The 278-nt window shown below is 61.2% G+C and carries 1 protein-coding gene; it reads right to left on the bottom strand.

What is annotated here, in order from left to right; translation table 11 throughout:
* Positions 1–278 (bottom strand): PEP-utilizing enzyme (locus AC0IW9_RS30725; protein WP_471652094.1); only part of this gene is annotated, 278 nt, incomplete at both ends.

The following is a 278-nucleotide window of genomic DNA, read 5'->3' as shown; positions in this document are numbered from 1 at the left end:
GGCAAGTACGACCGCCACGGTTGGTGACGATGGCGCTGGCGCGCTTCATGACCGGCTCCCAGTCCGGGTCGGTCATGTCGGAGACCAGCACGTCGCCCGGCTGAACTTTATCCATCTCGGCGATATCGTTGATCACGCGCACTTTACCGGCGCCGATCTTCTGGCCAATGGCGCGGCCTTCCACCAGCACCTTGCCGGTTTCTTTAAGCAGGTAGCGCTCCATCACGTTGGCGGTGGTGCGGCTTTTTACGGTTTCCGGACGGGCTTGAACGATGTAC

It is taken from the genome of Belnapia sp. AC561, from assembly GCF_979252845.1.
Note: the sequence above shows the minus strand (reverse complement) of the source record. Positions and strands in the feature narration are given on the sequence as shown.